Source organism: Pseudomonas bananamidigenes (assembly GCF_001679645.1).
Classification (GTDB): domain Bacteria; phylum Pseudomonadota; class Gammaproteobacteria; order Pseudomonadales; family Pseudomonadaceae; genus Aquipseudomonas; species Aquipseudomonas bananamidigenes.
The window spans coordinates 1-19990 of the sequence record NZ_LRUN01000099.1; the positions used below are offsets into that span (position 1 = coordinate 1).

General features: G+C 61.3%; 18 protein-coding genes and 1 riboswitch. Of the genes, 10 read left to right on the forward strand and 8 right to left on the reverse strand.

Going from position 1 to position 19990, the window contains the following annotated elements; genetic code table 11:
* Positions 1–43: 43 nt before the first annotated feature.
* Positions 44–2041 (reverse strand): transketolase, encoded by a 1998-nt coding sequence (gene tkt / locus BBF94_RS26240; protein ID WP_065261831.1) that lies wholly within the window; start codon positions 2039–2041, stop codon positions 44–46.
* A gap of 258 nt (positions 2042–2299) precedes the next feature.
* On the opposite strand from tkt, the gene BBF94_RS26245 reads away from it, so the two are divergent.
* The 4 genes from BBF94_RS26245 to BBF94_RS26260 all read left to right on the forward strand — a co-directional run bounded on the left by BBF94_RS26245 (position 2300) and on the right by BBF94_RS26260 (position 6824).
* Positions 2300–3295, forward strand: a complete 996-nt coding sequence (locus tag BBF94_RS26245) for an ArsR/SmtB family transcription factor (RefSeq protein ID WP_065261832.1) — start codon at positions 2300–2302, stop codon at positions 3293–3295.
* Positions 3296–3313: 18 nt separating this feature from the next.
* The gene (metK, locus tag BBF94_RS26250; RefSeq protein ID WP_065261833.1) at positions 3314–4504 is read left to right on the forward strand and encodes a methionine adenosyltransferase; all 1191 of its coding nucleotides are present in this window, start codon (positions 3314–3316) and stop codon (positions 4502–4504) included.
* A 148-nt stretch (positions 4505–4652) separates the two neighbouring features.
* On the forward strand, positions 4653–6332 hold the full coding sequence (ligB, locus tag BBF94_RS26255) for an NAD-dependent DNA ligase LigB (protein WP_065261834.1): 1680 nt from the start codon (positions 4653–4655) through the stop codon (positions 6330–6332).
* Positions 6333–6428: 96 nt separating this feature from the next.
* Positions 6429–6824: a DUF1090 domain-containing protein gene (locus BBF94_RS26260; protein WP_065261835.1), complete on the forward strand. Its 396-nt coding sequence runs from the start codon at positions 6429–6431 to the stop codon at positions 6822–6824.
* A gap of 52 nt (positions 6825–6876) precedes the next feature.
* On the opposite strand, the gene BBF94_RS26265 is transcribed toward BBF94_RS26260, so the two are convergent.
* Complete coding sequence (locus BBF94_RS26265) at positions 6877–7326, reverse strand: c-type cytochrome (protein ID WP_065261836.1); 450 nt, start codon at positions 7324–7326, stop codon at positions 6877–6879.
* A gap of 127 nt (positions 7327–7453) precedes the next feature.
* Here BBF94_RS26265 and mltA point away from each other — a divergent pair, with 127 nt between their 5' ends.
* Entirely contained in the window at positions 7454–8638 is a 1185-nt protein-coding gene (gene mltA / locus BBF94_RS26270) for a murein transglycosylase A (RefSeq protein ID WP_065261837.1), read from the forward strand.
* Positions 8639–8778: 140 nt separating this feature from the next.
* Here mltA and BBF94_RS26275 read toward each other — a convergent pair whose 3' ends face one another.
* Positions 8779–9162 carry an MAPEG family protein gene (locus BBF94_RS26275; protein ID WP_065261838.1) on the reverse strand — a complete coding sequence of 128 codons (384 nt, stop codon included), beginning with the start codon at positions 9160–9162 and terminating at the stop codon, positions 8779–8781.
* A 37-nt stretch (positions 9163–9199) separates the two neighbouring features.
* Positions 9200–10033 carry an EamA family transporter gene (locus BBF94_RS26280; protein WP_065261839.1) on the reverse strand — a complete coding sequence of 278 codons (834 nt, stop codon included), beginning with the start codon at positions 10031–10033 and terminating at the stop codon, positions 9200–9202.
* Between the two features lie 238 nt (positions 10034–10271).
* Between BBF94_RS26280 and BBF94_RS26285 the strand changes: the two genes are divergently transcribed.
* Positions 10272–11537 carry a cation:proton antiporter gene (locus BBF94_RS26285; RefSeq protein WP_065261840.1) on the forward strand — a complete coding sequence of 422 codons (1266 nt, stop codon included), beginning with the start codon at positions 10272–10274 and terminating at the stop codon, positions 11535–11537.
* On the opposite strand, the gene BBF94_RS26290 is transcribed toward BBF94_RS26285, so the two are convergent.
* Both BBF94_RS26290 and BBF94_RS26295 read right to left on the reverse strand, forming a co-directional pair.
* Entirely contained in the window at positions 11538–12425 is an 888-nt protein-coding gene (locus BBF94_RS26290; protein ID WP_065261841.1) for a formate/nitrite transporter family protein, read from the reverse strand.
* Between the two features lie 172 nt (positions 12426–12597).
* Positions 12598–13005: an acyl-CoA thioesterase gene (locus BBF94_RS26295; protein ID WP_065261842.1), complete on the reverse strand. Its 408-nt coding sequence runs from the start codon at positions 13003–13005 to the stop codon at positions 12598–12600.
* Between the two features lie 197 nt (positions 13006–13202).
* Positions 13203–13301, forward strand: a riboswitch (S-adenosyl-L-homocysteine riboswitch).
* Positions 13302–13323: 22 nt separating this feature from the next.
* Here BBF94_RS26295 and ahcY point away from each other — a divergent pair.
* The 4 genes from ahcY (at position 13324) to BBF94_RS26315 (ending at position 18835) form a co-directional block, all read left to right on the forward strand.
* Positions 13324–14733: an adenosylhomocysteinase gene (gene ahcY / locus BBF94_RS26300; protein WP_065261843.1), complete on the forward strand. Its 1410-nt coding sequence runs from the start codon at positions 13324–13326 to the stop codon at positions 14731–14733.
* A gap of 187 nt (positions 14734–14920) precedes the next feature.
* Positions 14921–15766 carry a methylenetetrahydrofolate reductase [NAD(P)H] gene (gene metF, locus BBF94_RS26305; RefSeq protein WP_065261847.1) on the forward strand — a complete coding sequence of 282 codons (846 nt, stop codon included), beginning with the start codon at positions 14921–14923 and terminating at the stop codon, positions 15764–15766.
* A 168-nt stretch (positions 15767–15934) separates the two neighbouring features.
* Positions 15935–16747: a substrate-binding periplasmic protein gene (locus BBF94_RS26310; RefSeq protein WP_065261844.1), complete on the forward strand. Its 813-nt coding sequence runs from the start codon at positions 15935–15937 to the stop codon at positions 16745–16747.
* Positions 16748–16969: 222 nt separating this feature from the next.
* Positions 16970–18835 carry a DEAD/DEAH box helicase gene (locus BBF94_RS26315; protein WP_065261845.1) on the forward strand — a complete coding sequence of 622 codons (1866 nt, stop codon included), beginning with the start codon at positions 16970–16972 and terminating at the stop codon, positions 18833–18835.
* Positions 18836–18903: 68 nt separating this feature from the next.
* On the opposite strand, the gene BBF94_RS26320 is transcribed toward BBF94_RS26315, so the two are convergent.
* Positions 18904–19497: a YceI family protein gene (locus BBF94_RS26320; protein WP_065261846.1), complete on the reverse strand. Its 594-nt coding sequence runs from the start codon at positions 19495–19497 to the stop codon at positions 18904–18906.
* Positions 19498–19528: 31 nt separating this feature from the next.
* A partial coding sequence (locus BBF94_RS26325; protein WP_065261848.1) for a cytochrome b occupies positions 19529–19990 on the reverse strand: 462 nt, incomplete at its 5' end.

Genomic DNA, 19990 nt, shown 5'->3' on the forward strand with positions numbered 1-19990 from the left:
GCTTGCCCGCGATGGCGTCAGTCAAGACGACACCTGATCTGTATCAGTCTTCCAGCAGCTCTTCAGCCTGACCCAGGATGTTTTCCAGGGTGAAGCCGAACTCTTCGAACAGTGCCGAAGCCGGAGCCGATTCGCCGTAGGTGGTCATGCCGATCACGCGACCTTCCAGACCCACGTACTTGAACCAGAAGTCGGCGTGGGCCGCTTCGATCGCGATACGCGCGCCAACCTGCAACGGCAGGACCGATTGCTTGTAGCTGGCGTCCTGAGCGTCGAACGCGCTGGTGCATGGCATGGAAACCACGCGCACCTTGCGGCCCTGCTCGGTCAGTTTGTCGTAGGCCTGAACGGCCAGGCCGACTTCCGAACCGGTGGCGATCAGGATCAGCTCAGGCTCGCCTGCGCAGTCCTTCAGCACGTAGCCACCACGGCGGATATCGGCGATCTGGCCGGCGTCACGGGTCTGGTGCTGCAGGTTCTGACGGGAGAAGATCAGCGCCGACGGGCCGTCCTTGCGCTCAAGAGCGTTTTTCCACGCCACAGCCGATTCAACGGCATCGGCTGGACGCCAGGTATCGAGGTTCGGCGTGCTGCGCAGGCTGGTCAGTTGCTCGATCGGCTGGTGCGTCGGGCCGTCTTCGCCCAGACCGATGGAGTCGTGGGTGTAGACGTGAATCACACGCTGCTTCATCAGGGCGGACATGCGCACGGCGTTGCGGGCGTATTCCATGAACATCAGGAAGGTCGCGCCGTAAGGCACCAGACCGCCGTGCAGGGCAACGCCGTTCATGATCGCGGTCATGCCGAATTCGCGCACGCCGTAGTACATGTAGTTGCCGCTGGCGTCTTCGGCGCTGACGCCTTTGCAACCTTTCCACAGGGTCAGGTTGGAACCGGCCAGGTCGGCCGAGCCGCCCAGCATTTCCGGCAGCAGCGGGCCGAACGCATTCAGGGTGTTCTGGCTGGCTTTACGGCTGGCAATGGTTTCGCCCTTGGCCGCGACGTCGGCGATGTAGGCATCGGCCTTTTCGGAGAAATCGGCCGGCAACTCGCCGCTCAGGCGACGGATCAGTTCGTTGGCTTCGGTCGGGAACGCGGCGGAGTAGGCAGCGAAACGCTGGTCCCACTCGGCTTCGACCGCCCGGCCCTTTTCCTTGGCATCCCATTCGGCGTAGATGTCGGCCGGGATTTCGAACGGACCGTGGTTCCAGTTCAGCGCCTGACGGGTCAGGGCGATTTCCGCGTCACCCAGCGGGGCGCCGTGGCAATCTTCCTTGCCCTGCTTGTTCGGCGAACCGAAACCGATGGTGGTCTTGCAGCAGATCAGGGTCGGCAGCGGGCTCTTGCGAGCGGTCTCGATGGCGGTCTTGATCTCTTCCGGATCGTGACCGTCGACGTTGCGGATCACCTGCCAGTTGTACGACTCGAAACGCTTCGGCGTGTCATCGGTGAACCAGCCTTCGACTTCGCCGTCGATGGAAATGCCGTTGTCATCGTAGAAGGCGATCAGTTTGCCCAGGCCCAAAGTGCCGGCCAGGGAAGCGACTTCGTGGGAAATGCCTTCCATCATGCAGCCATCACCCAGGAACACGTAGGTGTGGTGGTCGACGATGTTGTGGCCGGGACGGTTGAACTGTGCGCCCAGTACCTTTTCAGCCAGGGCGAAGCCCACGGCGTTGGCCAGGCCCTGACCCAGCGGGCCGGTGGTGGTTTCAACGCCCGGGGTGTAACCGAATTCCGGGTGGCCCGGGGTACGGCTGTGCAGTTGACGGAACTGCTTCAGGTCGTCGATCGACAGGTCGTAACCGGTCAGATGCAGCAGCGAGTAGATCAACATCGAGCCGTGACCGTTGGACAGCACGAAGCGGTCACGGTCGGCGAACGATGGATTGCTCGGGTTGTGCTTGAGGTAGTCGCGCCAAAGCACTTCGGCGATATCTGCCATACCCATAGGGGCACCGGGATGGCCGCTGTTGGCTTTTTGCACGGCATCCATGCTGAGGGCACGAATGGCGTTGGCACGCTCACGACGGCTAGGCATCGCTGATCTCCTGGGTGTGAATGGATTGAAACGGAAAAAAGGAGGGCATTTTCCCTCACCCGAGCGCCTCGGGGCAATGACAGATAGTCATCCGGAGGCGTTTTTCCCATGGATAACATCGGTTTCGGTTGATGAAACCTTTCCGCTGTTCGTTTGTAGAGCTGGCCGGTCCGTGAGAAGTGCCATCCATCGAGCAATATCAAAACTTTTTGATATTGCCCTTGCGGTGTTTTTCGGCCATCACTAGACTGCGGCCCTATGAATTTACGTGTGCCTTCCATTCGCCATGACGATTGCGACGAGCTGGCGGCCCTGTGCAAGGCCGGCGGCGATCCGCTGCGGCTGAATGTATTGCGCGCCCTGGCCAACGATTCGTTCGGCGTACTGGAGCTGGCACAGATTTTCGGTATCGGTCAGTCCGGCATGAGCCACCACCTGAAGGTGCTGGCACAGGCGGATCTGGTGGCCACCCGCCGCGAAGGCAACGCGATTTTCTATCGCCGCGCCCTGCCCCATACCGAGCTGCTGGGCGGCAAGTTGCACAGCGCCCTGTTAGAAGAAGTCGACAATCTGGCGCTGCCGGATGATGTGCAGGCGCGCATTGGCCAGGTTCACGGACAACGGGCCGCTGCCAGCCAGGACTTTTTCGCCCGGGTCGCAGAAAAATTCCGCGCTCAGCAGGACTTGATTGCCGGCCTGCCGCAGTACCGCGACAGCGTGCTGGCCCTGCTCGACAAACTGAATTTCGATGGTGCAGCCTCGGCCATCGAAGTCGGCCCCGGCGATGGAGCATTCCTGCCGGAACTGGCACGCCGCTTCGGCACCGTAACCGCACTGGACAACAGCGCGGCGATGCTCGAACTGGCGCGACAGGTGTGTGAACGTGAAAAGCTGACTAACGTCAGCCTGCGATTGGCCGATGCATTGAATGGCACAAGCCTTCAGGCCGATTGCGTGGTATTGAACATGGTGTTGCACCATTTCGCTGCGCCGGCCGAAGCGCTCAAGCACATGGCCGGCCTGCTGCAACCGGGCGGTAGCCTGCTCGTGACAGAGTTATGCAGCCACAACCAGAGTTGGGCCAGGGAGGCCTGCGGTGATCTGTGGTTGGGGTTTGAACAGGACGATCTGGCCCGTTGGGCCGCCGCTGCGGGACTCGTTCCCGGGGAAAGCCTCTATGTAGGCTTACGTAATGGTTTCCAGATCCAGGTCCGCCACTTTCAGCGGCCGGCTGGCGACACTCACCATCGGTAAATTCAGGAAAACATCGAGATGAGCGAATACTCCCTCTTCACCTCCGAGTCCGTGTCTGAAGGGCATCCGGACAAAATCGCCGACCAGATTTCCGATGCAGTGCTGGACGCCATCATCGCCCAGGACAAGCACGCACGCGTTGCCGTGGAAACCCTGGTCAAGACCGGCGTGGCCATCGTGGCCGGTGAAGTGACCACCAGTGCCTGGGTCGACCTGGAGCAGATCGTTCGTGACGTGATCTGCGACATCGGCTACACCAGCTCCGACGTCGGCTTCGACGGCGCCACCTGCGGCGTGATGAACATCATCGGCAAGCAGTCCCCTGACATCAACCAGGGCGTTGACCGTGCCAAGCCTGAAGACCAGGGCGCCGGCGACCAGGGCCTGATGTTCGGCTACGCCAGCAACGAAACCGACGTGCTGATGCCGGCACCGATCACCTTCTCGCACCAGCTGGTACAGCGCCAGGCCGAAGCCCGCAAATCGGGTCTGCTGCCATGGCTGCGTCCGGACGCCAAGTCGCAAGTGACCTGCCGTTACGAAGGCGGCAAGGTTGTCGGTATCGACGCCGTGGTTCTGTCGACCCAGCACAACCCTGAAGTGTCGTACAACGACCTGCGCGAAGGCGTGATGGAGCTGATCGTCAAGCACGTACTGCCTGCCGAACTGCTGAGCAAGGACACCCAGTTCCACATCAACCCGACCGGCCAGTTCATCATTGGCGGCCCGGTAGGCGACTGCGGTCTGACCGGTCGCAAGATCATCGTCGACAGCTACGGCGGCATGGCCCGTCACGGCGGCGGCGCGTTCTCCGGCAAGGACCCATCCAAGGTTGACCGTTCGGCTGCCTACGCAGGCCGTTACGTTGCCAAGAACATCGTGGCTGCCGGCCTGGCCGAGCGTTGCGAGATCCAGGTTTCCTACGCGATCGGTGTGGCCCAGCCTACCTCGATCTCGCTGAACACCTTCGGCACCGGCAAAATCAGCGATGACAAGATCATCAAACTGGTCCGCGAAGTGTTCGACCTGCGTCCATACGCAATCACCACCATGCTCGACCTGCTGCACCCGATGTACCAGGACACCGCAGCCTACGGCCACTTCGGTCGTACTCCGCAGACCAAGACTGTTGGCGAAGACACCTTCTCCACTTTCACCTGGGAAAAAACCGACCGCGCCGACGCTCTGCGTTCCGCTGCCGGCCTGTAAGACTTCCCTGGCGGTACAGAAAAGCCCCGCACGGTTCGCGCCGTGCGGGGCTTTTTCATGGCCGCGAAACACCCGGCAAAACAGCCACCCGGCCCGCTGGAAAATCCGGGCTAGCCTTCAGGTATCTCCCTGAGCAAGGACGCTCACGATGCTTGCCGCACTGCGCCTTTTTTGTATTTTCCTGCTGTTCTCCATCCACCTCGACGCCTTCGCTGACGATTGCCCGGACTGGGCTGCCGACCGGGCCCGAAGCGAAATCGCCGCCCTGCAACAGCAGATCGATCAGTGGGACGACGCCTATCACCGCGAAGGCCGCTCGCTGATCGCCGACGAACTTTATGACCAGTCCCGCATCCGGCTCGGCGAATGGCGCCAGTGCTTCAAACTGCCTTCACCGACCAGGCCGTTACGCACCGCATCAGGTCCGGTCGCGCATCCAGTCGTCCACACCGGCCTCGACAAGCTTCACGATGCAGCAAACGTCGAAGCATGGCTGCGTGACCGCAAAGAAGTCTGGGCACAGCCCAAGGTCGATGGCGTGGCCGTCACGCTGATCTACCGGGCCGGGAGGTTGCAACAGGCGATCAGCCGCGGTGACGGCGTTCGCGGGCAGGACTGGACGGCCTCGGCGCAGAAGATCAACGCCATTCCCCGAGAGCTGACACAACCTCTGGATCTGTCGGTGCAGGGTGAACTCTATTGGCGACTCAACGACCATATCCAGGCCCGCACCGGCAGTGCCAACGCCCGCGCGACCGTTGCCGGCCTGATGGGACGCAAGGACTTGAGCATCGAACAGGCAGCGGGTATCGGGCTTTTCGTGTGGGACTGGCCGTTGGGACCGAACACCCTGAAAGAGCGAATCACCGGGCTGACAACACTGGGCTTCGCCACGACGCAACCTTACAGCCAACCCATCGGTGGTCTTGCCGACGCGCAAAAGTGGCGGGATCACTGGTATCGCTCGCCACTGCCGTTCGCCAGTGACGGCATTGTCCTGCGGCAGAGCCAGCGTCCTTCCGCCGAACGCTGGCGGGCACGCTCACCCTATTGGGCCGTGGCCTGGAAATACCCGTTTGCCCAGGTATTGGCCGATGTGCGCAAGGTCGATTTCAAGGTCGGCCGCACCGGGCGTATCACTCCCGTGCTGGAACTGGCGCCGGTCAGGCTCGATGACCGCCAGATCAGGCGAGTCAGCGTCAGCTCATTGAATCGTTGGCAGGAACTGGACATTCGTCCCGGTGACCAGGTGGCGATCAGTCTGGCCGGAATGACCATTCCGCGGCTCGACAGCGTTGTGCTGCGCAGCCCGGAGCGTGTCGAACTCAAGGTGCCGCTCGCCAGTGACTTTCACCCGCTGAGCTGCTGGCAACCGACGCCCGGATGCGAGAGTCAATTCCTCGCGCGCCTGACCTGGCTTGGCGGCAAACAGGGGCTGGCACTGCCCTATGTCGGCCGCGGTACGTGGGAGAAACTTCTGGAAACAGGCCGACTGAACAGCCTGCTGGATTGGCTGACCCTCGACGAGCCAGAGCTTGCTAAGATTGCCGGCCTCGGCGAGCGCAGCAGCGCTCGCCTGCTTCACAGTTTTCACAGTGCTCGCCAGCGACCGTTCACCCAGTGGCTCAAAGCCCTCGGACTGCCGCCAACCGGTCAGGCCACCCTGGCTGATTCATGGCAAGCGCTGGCACAACGAAATACCGAACAATGGCAGGCAGAACCCGGAATCGGCCCCGGTCGTGCGGCGCAATTGAGCGCCTTTTTCCGCGACCCGCAGGTGCTGGCCCTGAGTGAAACGTTGCGCACCGCCGGAATCGACGGTTTCTGAACATGCATCCCGGTACGCCGGGAACCCAACGGTCGGCGAGGCGCTCCAACAGCGCAGTGCTTCCCCGACCCGATTGCCCTTGCACATGGAGCTTTTATGAAATTTCTCGCACCGCTCGCCCTCCTGACTCTTTGCGGCGCAATGGCCGCATCCGCGATGGCAGGCGAAGACGCCCCGGGCCTGACCGGTTGTGCCGCCAAGAAGCAAGGCATCATCAATCAGATCGAACAGGCCAAATCCCGTGGCAATGCTGACCAGCAGGCCGGCCTCGAAACCGCCCTGCGCGAAGTCACCGAACACTGCACCGATGCCGGCCTGAAGAAGGAACGCGAAAACAAGGTGCTCGATGCCAAGCATGAAGTGAGCAAGCGCCAGGCCGACCTCGACAAGGCCATGAAGAAAGGCGACCCGGAGAAGATCGACAAGCGCAAGAACAAGCTCGCCGAATCGCGCAAGGAATTGCAGGACGCGCTGGACGAACTGGACAAGTGATCCGGCAGGCCATATGCGGTGAAAGAGCCTTCTCCGTCACCGCACATCAGGATCAATGATCCCGAAACTCTTTATGACAGGCACTGCAGGCATCTTCGACCTTCTGCACCGCCGGCCCCAGGTTGCTGGCCTTGTAAGGCTGGACCTTGCTGGCGATCACCAGCTCACCGGTGGCGGCCTCAAGAGTGCGGGCCATTTCCTGGAAACGTGCCTGTCGCTGCCAGACATCGTCCCTGGCGCTGGTGTGATCTTCTTCGCGCACCGAAGGAAAATGCTTCCACGGTTCATGGGACAGCGCATCGAGCTTGATCGCGCCCTCCGTGAATTTCGGCCCGTCGAAGGGAATGCGTCCGCGCAGCATGCCGCCCAGGTCTTCGCCGGTTTTGAGCATCTGTTTGAAGATCGCCTTGCGCTGACCCAGCGGAGAGTTGGGATCGACACCGCCACAGGCGGACAAGGTCAGACAGGCCAGCAATACAACAGAAAGTCTTTTGAGAGTCATGGTGGCTTCAGGTCACGGAATTCGGCGGCCAGTATCCTCGCGTCACCGCCAAACACCAATAGCCCTATTAACAATACGGGTTGCTGGCGCGCATGGAGCACGCAGCAACCGACACAGGAAATTCTCCATGAACAGCCGTTTCAAGGCCTGGCGTCACCCGCTCGTCGCTACCCTGCCGCTGCTGGCGATCCTCGCCGGCTGCACCGGCGGCGACAGTGCCAAGCCGAAAACCCACGCACTGGCCACTTACTCCAGCGCCACCTGGGAATCTCTGCCTGCGGTTTCCGACAACGATCTGGTGGCCGGTTTCGGATCGTGGCGCAGCGCCTGCACCCGGCTCAAGGCTGACCCGATCTGGGGCGCCACCTGCGCTGCGGCAGCCAATGTGCCGCAAAGCGCCGGCGACATTCGCAGCTTCCTCAAACAGAACCTCGATGTCTTTGGCCTGCGTGCCGAGAACGACAACCCCAACGGCCTGATCACCGGCTACTACGAACCGGTCTATCCCGGCAGCCTGACGCAGACCGCCACTGCCAACGTACCGGTATATGGCGTGCCGGAGGACATGATCATTGTTTCGCTGGACAGCATTTACCCGGAACTGAAAGGCAAACGTCTGCGCGGACGCCTCGAAGGTCGGGTACTCAAGCCTTACGACGACGCCGCGACCATCGAGAGCAAAGGGGTCAAAGCGCCAGTGGTGGCGTGGCTGACCGATCCGATGAACCTGCAATTCCTGCAGATCCAGGGCTCGGGGCGGATTCAGACCGATGACGGCCGACAACTGCGTATCGCCTATGCCGACCAGAACGGTCACCCATACCGTCCGACCGGACGCTGGCTGGTTGAACAGGGCGAGCTGAAGAAAGAAGACGTGACCATGGGCGCGATCAGCAACTGGGCCAAGGCCAACCCGTCGCGTATCCCGGAACTGCTGGGAAGCAACCCGAGTTACGTGTTCTTCACCCGCAACCCGGACAGCAACGAAGGCCCGCGCGGCTCGTTGAACGTGCCGCTGACCGCCGGTTACAGTGCGGCGGTGGATCGCAAGGTCATTCCATTGGGCAGCCTGCTATGGCTGTCGACCACCCGCCCGGATGGCACGACGCTGGTACGCCCGGTGGCGGCGCAGGATACCGGCGGTGCGATTGCCGGCGAGGTTCGTGCGGATCTGTTCTGGGGCACCGGCGATGCCGCCGGGCAACTTGCCGGCGACATGAAACAGCAGGGGCAGATCTGGATGCTCTGGCCAAAAGGCGCGGCATTGCCGCAAGTACCCCAAGTCGCCGACACGGTGAAGGACAAACCTTAAGCGCCTCGGCGCTTGAGCTATCGCTTTCGCGGGCAAGCCAGCTCCCACAGGTATCAATAGCGAGCACGAATCCTGTGTGCACCAGAGAACCCTGTGGGAGCGGGCTTGCCCGCGAAGAGGCCAGTAGCAGCGCTCAAGAATCAGACGGACACAAAGAAGAACGAAGCAATCAGCCCCATGCCGACAAACCACACCAGCGACCGCAGAATCGCCCAGTCCGCCAGATAGCAGATGATGTAGAGCAGGCGGCTGGTGATGAACAGCACTGCCAGCACATTGACCGTCACCAGCTCCGCCGTGCCCACCAGGTGCGCGACGATCACCGCCGCCGCAAAGGCCGGTGTCACTTCAAAACTGTTCAATTGCGCCGCATGGGCCCGTCGAGCCACACCGTTCAGGCTTTCAAGGAAGTCACGGGGATCGTGATTGTCACTCAGCCGGTAACCACCGACAGCCTTGGCCACGCCCGTGCACACATAGGGCAGAAAAATCGCAATGAAAACGCACCACAGAGCCACCGTCATAACGCCGTCCTTCTTCGGTTTTTTGAGTGTTGGCGGGTCAGAACTTCATCACCAGCATGCCGATCAGCACCAGCCCACAGGCTAAGAGCCGTGGCCGGCCGAAAGGTTCTTTCAGGTAGCGCATGCCGAACAGCACCACCAGGATCACGCTGATTTCACGCAACGCCGCGGCCTCGGCAATCGACCCCAGTTGCATCGCCCACAGCACCAGAGCGTAGCTGAACAACACGCAAAATCCGACCGCCAGCCCCAGCTTCCACTGTTCGCGCCAGAACAGTCTGAACGCCGGACGCCTGGCGACCCACGCCAGCACCGGGAACGGCCACGCGCTGAGCAGCGTGACCCAGACCAGGTAATCCAGCGGATGCGACCAGCGCCGCAAGGCCTGGCCATCGATGTAGGTGTAACAACCGATGCACAGCCCGATCAGCGCCACCACCGGCAGCATCGACCATGGCAAATGTTTCCCGCCACCGCCCTGCCAGAGCAGGCAGGCCATGCCCAGCGGGATCAGCATGATTCCGAAGATCTGCTGGGTGGTCAGCACTTCACCGGCGAAGATCAGGGTCAGCGCCAGCACCACCAACGGCGACAATCCGCGCATCAACGGGTAGACCAACCCCAGGTCGCCGACCCGATAGGCCTGGATCAACAGGTAGCGATAAAGCAGCTCGAACGCCGCCGAGGCCAGGATCCACGGCCAGATTTCTGCCGACGGCAAGCTTATGAAAGGAAACGCCAGCGCCACGAACAACAGCGCCACAGTGTCCATGCAGGCCACCACCAGCAGGCGCTCGGCGCTGAATTTGATCAGGGTATTCCATGCGGCGTGCAGCAGCGCCGCCATCAACACCAGAACTGTCGCCAGCACGTCCCGCTCCTTCATGCCTGTTGTTGAACCTGAGCCACTTGATCAGGTCTTTGCTTCGCGATGTGTCAGGCGACGTTTATACGTCAAGTGACCTCGATACACCCGGTCGTGCGCAGACAAAATCCCGAAAATCCTGCCCGGGACACACAATTGTGCCCCCGCCCGGTGTCTACCCATCCAACCCTTGCGCCCTCGAACCGGCGCGCTGTCTTTTCACCTCCCATCCAAAGGACCCCGGATGCTTGAACTTGTCGCCGCATTCATCTGCCTCACCACCCTGCTTACCTTCGTGAATTTCCGCTTCATCGGTTTGCCTCCGACCATCGGCGTGATGGTGACCGCTCTGATGTTTTCCCTGCTGCTGCAAGGCCTTAGCCTGCTCGGTTATCCCGGCCTTGAAGAACGCGTGCAGCAACTGATCGGCCAGATCGACTTCGGTGATCTGCTGATGAACTGGATGCTGTCGTTCCTGCTGTTCGCCGGCGCCCTGCACGTCAACCTGAACGACCTGCGCAGCTATCGCTGGCCCATCGGTCTGCTGGCAACCTTCGGCGTGTTGATCGCCACCGCCGTGATCGGCAGCCTCGCCTACTACATCTTCGCCCTGTTCGGCTGGCACGTGAGCTTCCTCTACTGCCTGTTGTTCGGCGCGCTGATTTCCCCGACCGACCCAATCGCGGTACTCGGCGTGTTGCGGACCGCCAATGCCTCGAAACCGTTGAAGACCACCATCGTCGGCGAGTCGCTGTTCAACGACGGCACCGCCGTGGTGGTGTTCACCGTGTTGCTGGGCATCGCACAACTGGGCGAAACCCCGACCATCGGCGCCACCGCTATGCTGTTTGCCCACGAAGCCATCGGCGGCGTGCTGTTCGGCGGCCTGATCGGTTATCTGGTGTACCTGATGATCAAGAGCATCGAGCAGCACCAGATCGAAGTCATGCTGACCCTGGCGTTGGTGATCGGCGGCTCGGCGATGGCCACCGAGCTGCACGTCTCGGCACCGATTGCGATGGTGGTCGCCGGTCTGATCATCGGTAACCTGGGGCGCAACCTGGCGATGAACGACATGACGCGCAAATACCTGGACGGCTTCTGGGAATTGCTCGACGACATGCTCAACGCCCTGCTGTTCGCGCTGATCGGCCTGGAGCTGTTGCTGCTGCCGTTCAACTGGCTGCACGTGGCAGCGGCAAGCCTGCTGGCGCTGGCGATTCTGCTGTCGCGCCTGCTCACCGTGGCACCGGCCATTGTCCTGTTGCGCCGCTGGCGCACGGTGCCGCGCGGCACTATCCGGATCCTGACCTGGGGCGGCTTGCGCGGCGGGGTTTCGGTGGCATTGGCCCTGGCCCTGCCGCTGGGTCCGGAGCGCGATCTTCTGCTGAGCATCACCTACATCGTGGTGCTGTCGTCGATCCTGTTGCAGGGTCTGACAATTGGCAAACTGGTCAAGCACGCCACCCGCAATGAACCGGCAGCCACTGCCGAACCTGCGCACCACTGATCATTTCTTGATCCGCTGCGGGTCGGGCTTTTCAGCCTGATCCGCAGACTCTTTCGGTGCGCCGCTTTCGCTGCGGATCTGCGCATGGCTGATCAGGGCGAAGATGAAGCTGCCGCCGATGATGTTCCCCGCCAGGGTCGGCCCGGCAAACATCGCCCAGAAATCACGCCACGGCAACTCGCCGGCAAACACCAGATACGATACCTCCGCCGAGCCCACCACGATGTGCGTGAAGTCGCCCAGCGCCATGAGGTAGGTGATAAGGATGATGATCCACACCTTCGCGCTTTCCATGGACGGGATCATCCAGACCATGGTGGCGATCATCCAGCCGGAAACGATGCCCTTGGCGAACATCTGGCTGGCATGGTTTTCCATGACCTTGCGCCCGATTTCGAGGAAGGCGACGTCGGTCTTGCTGTCGAAGATCGGCAGTTCCAGCATTACGTAGGCCACCAGAATCGTGCCGCACAGGTTGCCGAACAGCACGACTGTCCAGAGCCGGATCAGCCGCCCGAAATTGCCGAGCGTCGGTTTGGTCATGACCGGCAGAACGGCGGTCAGGGTGTTTTCAGTAAACAGCTGCTGGCGAGCCAGGATCACCGCGAGAAAACCTGCGCAGTAGCCAAAGCTGGCGATCACCTTGAATTCGTCGCCCTCGGGCAGACGGGAGTTGAGTAACCCCATGCCCATCAGCGACAGGCCCATGGTCAGCCCGGCCGCCAGCGCCGACCACCACAACGCGGCAATGCTGCGGTCCAGTTCCTGATCGCCCTGTTTGCGGATGATTTCATGCAAGACCGCCGCCCGGGGCGGTTGGTTTTTCTCGACTTCGTGTTGTTCCTTGGCCGAGAGGTCGGGGTTCTTGCCTTCTGTTGGTGTAGTCATGGCGTGGAGACCGTGGTGGGCTTTCAGCTACGACCCCAGCGGTTCCCGGCTGTTCAGTAGGCAGATGAATCTACATTGCCTGCCACATCGCTTTCGCGAGCAGGCTCGCTCCCACAGGTACAACGCAATTCATGTGGGAGCGAGCCTGCTCGCGAAGAAGGCCTCGCCGATGTCACTTGGTGACGAGTTCGTCATCCTTGAACTGGTCTTTGACGTACTTGATCTCGGTCCGCCCATGCGGCGCCGGCAGGCCGTCCTCGCCGAGGTTGACGAAGACCATCTTCTCGACGGTCAGGATGCTTTTGCGGGTGATCTTGTTGCGCACTTCGCAAGTCAGGGTGATCGAGGTGCGGCCGAACTCGGTGGCAGTGATGCCCAGTTCGATGATGTCGCCCTGGCGCGAGGCGCTGACGAAGTTGATCTCGGAAATGTATTTGGTCACCACGCGCTGGTTGCCCAGTTGAACGATGGCGTAGATCGCTGCCTCTTCGTCGATCCAGCGCAGCAGACTGCCGCCGAACAGGGTGCCGTTGGGGTTGAGGTCTTCGGGTTTTACCCACTTGCGGGTGTGGAAATTCATCTTCACTCCTGAGCGTCTTGCCGAATGATGGGGCCATCTTGGCAGACTGAGCGGTCATGCTCCATGAGGCTTCTACTATGGTCGCGATTGGCGATCTTCATCTGGCCGACAGAAACCCTTTGGAAGATCAGTCCAGACGGCTATAATCGCCCCCGTTTCAAAACGGTAACCTTCACTTGATACCGTTTTCCCGCCACCTGTCCGAGGGGCGCTGCAGCAGGTTCAACCTGTCAGGCTCGGATGGGGCGTTGACCGGCTCAGGCCGGACACTAAACGCACAACGGCGCCCATTCGCATACATTACGAATGGAGGCTCTCATGAGCGCTGTTATCACGCCTGCAGATTTTAACGATTACAAAGTTGCCGACATGTCCCTGGCTGCCTGGGGCCGTCGCGAAACCATCATCGCCGAGTCGGAAATGCCGGCCCTGATGGGTCTGCGCCGCAAGTACGCTTCCGAGCAGCCGCTCAAGGGCGCAAAAATCCTCGGCTGCATCCACATGACCATTCAGACCGCCGTGCTGATCGAAACCCTGGTTGCCCTGGGTGCCGAAGTGCGCTGGTCGTCCTGCAACATTTTCTCGACTCAGGATCAGGCCGCCGCGTCCATCGCCGCTGCCGGCATCCCGGTTTTCGCCTGGAAAGGTGAAACCGAAGAAGAGTACGAGTGGTGCCTGGAGCAGACCATCCTGAAGGATGGCAAGCCTTGGGACGCCAACATGATCCTCGACGACGGCGGCGACCTGACCGAGCTGCTGCACAAGAAATACCCACAGGTTCTGGACCGCGTTCACGGCGTGACCGAAGAAACCACCACCGGCGTTCACCGTCTGCTGGACATGCTGGCCAAGGGCGAACTGCGCATCCCGGCCATCAACGTCAACGACTCGGTGACCAAGTCCAAGAACGACAACAAGTACGGCTGCCGTCACAGCCTGAACGACGCCATCAAGCGCGGCACCGACCACCTGTTGTCCGGCAAGCAGGCGCTGGTCATCGGTTACGGTGACGTGGGCAAGGGTTCGGCCCAGTCCCTGCGTCAGGAAGGCATGATCGTCAAGGTCTCCGAAGTCGACCCGATCTGCGCCATGCAGGCCTGCATGGACGGTTTCGAACTGGTTTCGCCGTTCATCGACGGTATCAACGACGGCACCGAAGCGAGCATCGACAAGGCGCTGCTGGGCAAGATCGACCTGATCGTGACCACCACCGGTAACGTCAACGTTTGCGACGCAAACATGCTCAAAGCCCTGAAGAAGCGCGCCGTTGTCTGCAACATCGGTCACTTCGACAACGAAATCGACACCGCTTTCATGCGCAAGAACTGGGCATGGGAAGAAGTGAAGCCACAGGTACACAAGATCCACCGTACCGGCCCTGGCGCGTTCGATGCGCAGAACGACGACTACCTGATCCTGCTGGCCGAAGGCCGTCTGGTGAACCTGGGCAACGCCACCGGTCACCCGAGCCGCATCATGGACGGTTCGTTCGCCAACCAGGTTCTGGCACAGATCTTCCTGTTCGGCCAGAAGTACGCCGACCTGTCGCCAGCCCAGAAGGCCGAGCGTCTGACCGTTGAAGTACTGCCGAAGAAACTCGACGAAGAAGTGGCCCTGGAAATGGTTCGCGGCTTCGGTGGCGTGGTCACCAAACTGACCAAGCAACAGGCTGACTACATCGGCGTGACCGTCGAAGGCCCGTTCAAGCCGCACGCTTACCGCTACTAAGTAACCGGCTGTTTTATCTGTCGGACTGGCTTGTTGTGACGAGGGAGCTTGCTCCCGCCGGGCTGCGAAGCGGCCCCAATATTTTGGGAGCGTTGCGCACTCCAGCGGGAGCAAGCTCCCTCGCCACATAAGCACGTTCCTACAGATGAAACAAACCGTAGGCTTACGAGTTTCCAAGGGTATGACCATGTCCCAAGAACGTCGCTACAGCTTCGAGTTTTTCCCGACCAAGACCGATGCCGGGCATGAAAAACTGCTTGCCACTGCCCGTCAGCTGGCCACCTACAATCCCGACTTCTTTTCCTGCACCTATGGCGCAGGCGGTTCGACCCGTGACCGCACGCTGAACACCGTGCTGCAGCTGGAAAGCGAAGTCAAAATCCCCGCCGCCCCGCACCTGTCGTGCGTCGGCGACAGCAAGGACGACCTGCGCGGCCTGCTGAACGAGTACAAGGCTGCCGGCATCAAGCGCATCGTCGCCCTGCGTGGCGACCTGCCGTCCGGCATGGGCATGACCAGCGGCGAGTTGCGTCACGCCAATGAACTGGTCGAATTCATTCGTGAAGAAACCGGCAATCATTTCCACATCGAAGTCGCCGCCTACCCGGAGATGCATCCGCAGGCGCGCAACTACGAAGACGATCTCGCCAACTTCGTGCGCAAGGCCCGCGCCGGCGCCGATAGTGCGATCACCCAGTACTTCTTCAACGCCGACAGTTATTTCTACTTCGTCGACCGTTTGCAGGCGCTGGGCGTGGACATTCCGGTCGTTCCGGGGATCATGCCGATCACCAACTACAGCAAGCTCGCCCGCTTCTCCGATGCCTGCGGTGCGGAAATTCCGCGCTGGATCCGCAAGCAACTGGAAGCCTACGGTGATGACAGCCAAAGCATTCAGCGCTTTGGCGAACAGGTCGTCAGCGAAATGTGCGAACGTCTGCTGCAAGGCGGTGCGCCCGGCCTGCACTTCTACTCCATGAACCAGGCCGAACCCAGCCTGGCGATCTGGAACAATCTGAAGCTGCCGCGCTGAGACCGCATCACGCGTCACGTTGAACGTTTCATGCAACATCGGAAGATCGCAAGTTTCGACAGTTCCCATGGGGTTGTCGCAACTGCGATCTTTTGCTTTCAAGGCCCGAAACAGAGCTTCTGCAGCCAGTTTCTGGCTCTTTGGCGTTTCTCGTCGTAATCTCAAGTCATGCCTTTGATCACGCAGTTATTCGCCGTGCTGGTTTTTGCTTGCCTGAGCTTTGCGGCTCGAGGCGAAAAGCTGCGTATCGTCACCGAACCCTGGGCACCGTACGTGTACGAAGCCGACGGCAAGAAGCTCGGTCTGGACTTCGAAACCACCGCCATCGTGTTCAAACGCCTGGGAATCGACGTCGAATGGCAATTTCTGCCCTGGAAGCGCTGCCTGTCGATGCTCGAAACCGGCCAGGCGGACGGTGCGCTGGACATCTTTCACAGCGACGAACGCGACGCCACCCTCCTCTACCCCAGCGAACCGTTGTCGGACGTGGAATTCGTGATGTTTTACGCCAACGAGCGACCGCACCCGTTTCGTACCCTGCAGGACCTCAAGGGTCTGACCATCGGCACCTCGCCGGGTTATCTGTACAGTCCGGACTTCAGCGAATCGACCCTGTTCAACCGGGAACCGGCCCCGACCCACGAAGCCAATTTCGGCAAACTGGTGCGTGGGCGCATCGACCTGCTGATCACCGATCGTCGCGTGGGTCAGCACTTGCTCGACGAGCTGAATATTCGCGACCAGATCACCGAGAACCCCGTCGTCATCAGCCGCCAGAGCCAGTTCCTGGCCGTAAGGCGCAATGTCGGGATGGATTTGCTGGTGCAGCGCTTCGGCGCCGAACTCAAGCGTTTCAAGCGCGAGCCGGCCTATGCCGAACTGAGCACGCGCTACGGCGCAGCGCCGGTTGCGGGCAAACCGCTGAGCAGCGCCACCGCCAGCGGCAAAACCGTTGAGCAGCAGGAACGCGGCGCACAGTGATTGCTCTGTTATACTCCGGCGTTCCCGCCAGGCTCACGCCCGGACGCCCGGAACCGTAACAGGCCTCCCGCCCCGCTACAGCGCAGCTTTTCAGCCCGCGCGAGCGCTCCGGACGTGCCTTCGGTACCGCAGCAGGACCGGACGGGATTGCGTCCTCTTGAACGCCATTCGCGCCAGGCAAGACTCCCATTGGGCCAAGCCCTAACTGAAACAGGATTACTCATGTCCTTTGCTTCCCTCGGTCTCTCCGAGGCTTTGGTCCGCGCTATCGAAGACGCGGGCTATACCGAGCCTACTCCGGTGCAACAGCGGGCCATTCCCGCCGTGTTGCAAGGTCGCGACCTGATGGTTGCGGCACAGACAGGTACCGGTAAAACCGGCGGTTTCGCCCTTCCGATCCTGGAACGGCTGTTCCCCAACGGTCACCCGGACAAATCCCAGCGCCACGGCCCGCGCCAACCGCGCGTCCTGGTCCTGACCCCGACCCGCGAACTGGCGGCCCAGGTTCACGACAGCTTCAAGATCTACGCCCGTGACCTGAAATTCGTCAGCGCCTGCATTTTCGGCGGCGTCGGCATGAACCCGCAGGTCCAGGCCATGTCCCGTGGCGTGGACGTGCTGGTCGCCTGCCCGGGGCGTCTGCTCGACCTGTGCGGCCAGGGCAGCATCGACCTGTCCCACGTTGAAATCCTTGTGCTGGACGAAGCCGACCGCATGCTCGACATGGGCTTCGTCCATGACGTGAAGAAAGTCCTCGCCCGCCTGCCGGCCAAACGCCAGAACCTGCTGTTCTCGGCGACCTTCTCCAAAGACATCACCGACCTCGCCGGCAAGCTGCTGCACAACCCGGAACGCATCGAAGTGACGCCGCCGAACACCACGGTCGAGCGCATCGAACAACGCGTCTTCCGTCTGCCGGCCAGCCACAAGCGTGCCCTGCTGGCCCACCTGATCACCGCCGGAGCGTGGGAACAGGTGCTGGTGTTCACCCGCACCAAGCACGGCGCCAACCGTCTGGCCGAGTACCTGGACAAACATGGCCTGCCGGCTGTGGCAATCCATGGCAACAAGAGCCAGAACGCTCGCACCAAGGCCCTGGCCGACTTCAAGGCCAACCAGGTGCGCGTCCTGGTCGCCACCGACATCGCGGCCCGCGGTCTGGACATCGACCAGTTGCCACATGTGGTCAACTACGAGCTGCCGAACGTCGATGAAGACTACGTGCACCGCATCGGTCGTACCGGCCGCGCCGGTCGTTCGGGCGAAGCGATCTCGCTGGTGGCACCGGACGAAGAAAAACTGCTGAAAAGCATCGAACGCATGACCAAACAGAAAATCGCCGACGGCGACCTGATGGGCTTCGATGCCAGCGCCATCGAGGCCGAGAAGCCGGAAGTGCGCGAGCGTCCGGACATGCGCAACTCCCGCAATGCCCGTGCCCCACGCGGTGACGGCTCGAATGGTGGTGGCCGCAAGGACAAGGGCAAGGACAAAGGCAAGGAAAAACCGGCCGGCGAACGTGGTGAGCGCAGTGAGCGTGGCGAGCGTCCGGCCCGCCAGCAGAAGCAGCGCGAAGGCACTCCGGCCCGTGAGTCGCGCCAGTCGAGCCAGCCGCCACGCCCTCCTGCCGATCGCGCACCGGATGAATTCCTCGACGACGATATCGATAACTTCGGCAACCGAGTCGACTACGTACCCAAACAGACGCCGGCCGCAGGTCGTGGCCGTCGCCCGGGTGGACAGGGTCAAGGTCAGGGCGCACCACGCAATGGCCAGTCCCAGGGCCGCAATGGTGGCCGCAACGGGAGCGGCTCGGGCAACGGAGCCTCCCAGGGCAAACGCAACGGTCCTCGCAATGGTGCTCCGCGTGATGGCCAGGGTCGTCGCGACGACAACTCGCGCAACCGCCGTCCGGCCCGTGACGATCAGCAACGTGGCGAACCGGCCGTGCAGAACCCGCGCAGCAGTGGCCCGAAGATCATGCACAAGGAATCGAAAATCGACCGTTTTCCGACGCCTGAGCAGCTCGATCAATTGCCAAGCCGCCCCCGCGGCGAAAAACCGGCCTTGCTGACCCGCAATCGCTGAGTTTCACCGGGCAATAAAAAACGCCCCCGGTCGCAAGACCGGGGGCGTTTTTTTGTATCCGGCGAAAATTACTTCGCTTTGACACCTTCGAACGAGATGTACAGGTCGACTTTGTCGGACTGCGGACCCAGATCCATCATCTTGCCGAAATCAGAGCGCTTGATGCTGGTGGTGCCTTCGAAGCCGGCACGGTAGCCGCCCCATGGATCCTTGCCTTCACCCAGGAAAGTGGCCTTGACCACGATCGGCTTGGTCACGCCATGCAGGGTCAGGTCGCCGGTCACGTCGGCAGTGTCTTTGCCATCGGCATTCTTGCCGGTGGATTTGACGCTGGTGGAGACGAACTTGGCATCAGCGAATTTGCCTACGTCCAGGAAGTCTTTGCTGGCGATGTGCTTGTCACGCTCGGCGTGGTTGGTGAACACACTGGCGGTCTTCACGTCGAACTCGATCTTGCTCTCTTCAGGCTTGGCCGCATCGAAGCTGAACTTGCCGCTGATGTCCTTGAAGGTACCGGTGATGTAGCTGTAGCCCAGGTGGCTGATCTTGAAGTCGACGAAGGCGTGCTGGCCTTCCTTGTCGACGGTGTAGTCAGCGGCCATTGCGTTGGCGGACAGCACGGCGGAACCGATTGCCAGAGCGGCCAGAGTCTTTTTCAACATGCTTTCTTTTCCTTTGAGTCGAGGTTGAGCTTCAGGCTTTGCGACCGAGCATTCGAGTGAGGGTCGCATCACGATCGATAAAGTGGTGCTTCAATGCTGCCAACGCATGGAGACCGGAAAAAATTACCAGCGCCCATGCCAGGTAGAGATGAATCGCACCGGCGGTATCTGCCTGATCCGGTAGTCCGGAAACCAGGGCAGGAACTTCGAACAGGCCAAACACCGGAATCCCGACACCGTCTGCGGTGGAAATCAGGTAACCGGCAATCATCACGGCGAACAGCGCCAGGTACAAAAACCCGTGGCCGAACTTTGCGCCGATGCGGGTCATGCGGCTGTAGCTCTGCAGCGTGGGTGGCGGCGGGCTGACAAAACGCCACAGTACCCGCAACACCATCACGCCCAGCAGCACCAGACCGATGCTCTTGTGCAGGTCAGGACCGGCCTTGCGCCAGGGATCGTAGTACCCGAGGTCAACCATCCACAGGCCGAG